The sequence below is a fragment of the Bradyrhizobium sp. CCBAU 11386 genome (genome assembly GCF_028128955.1).
Classification (GTDB): Bacteria; Pseudomonadota; Alphaproteobacteria; order Rhizobiales; family Xanthobacteraceae; genus Bradyrhizobium.
Window position 1 is genome coordinate 1 of the sequence record NZ_LBKA01000079.1, and the last position, 705, is coordinate 705.

Sequence of the window (705 nt, forward strand, 5' to 3'; positions counted from 1 at the left end):
CTAGGGTCCGTACTCATTAAAGATTCTCATGCGGGCTCATTCGTGATTCAAGGTCTTCCGACGCGGGGAGGCCTTTATGCGCAAACAACTTTACTGGTTGAGCGATGCGGAGTGGAAGCGCCTTGAACCGCTATTGCCACGTGGACGGCGAGGTGCGCATCGTGTGGACGACCGGCGGGTGATCAGCGGGATCGTGCACATGCTACGGTCAGGAGCGCGCTGGCGAGATTGTCCGCCGGAGTATGGTCCCTACACGACGATCTACAATCGGTTCAACCGTTGGAGCCGGCAGGGGCTCTGGTTCGAGATGTTCGAGGCTTTGACCGGCAAGACCGGCATCGTCGGATCGGTTGCTATCGACAGTTCCCACATCAAAGCGCACCGGTCGGCCGCCGGCGGAAAAGGGGGGACTTCGGGCAGGCCATCGGCCGTTCGCGCGGTGGCCGGACGACGAAAATCCACGCCGTAACCGATGACCAAGGACGTCCCTGCGTCCTGCTGCTCTCGCCAGGTAACATCAACGATATCGCGCTGGCACCAGCCCTTCTTGCGGCAGCCGGACCTATCCAGCGGCTGATCGCCGACAAAGCCTACGACGCCAACAGTCTGCGAAAGCTCCTCGCCGAGCAGGGCGCTCAGGCGGTCATTCCGTCCACGACCAGCCGCAGTCAGCCGATTCCCTACAGCAAAAGGCTCTATCGCCAG

Annotated in this window: 2 protein-coding genes; both read left to right on the plus strand. The window is 61.4% G+C overall.

The features are described 5' to 3' along the window. The first annotated feature begins 76 nt into the window (after positions 1-76). Complete coding sequence (locus XI09_RS46050; protein WP_442869552.1) at positions 77-469, plus strand: IS5 family transposase; 393 nt, start codon at positions 77-79, stop codon at positions 467-469. Continuing rightward, a partial coding sequence (locus XI09_RS46055) for a transposase (protein WP_442869553.1) occupies positions 457-705 on the plus strand: 249 nt, incomplete at its 3' end. The genes XI09_RS46050 and XI09_RS46055, both read left to right, overlap by 13 nt.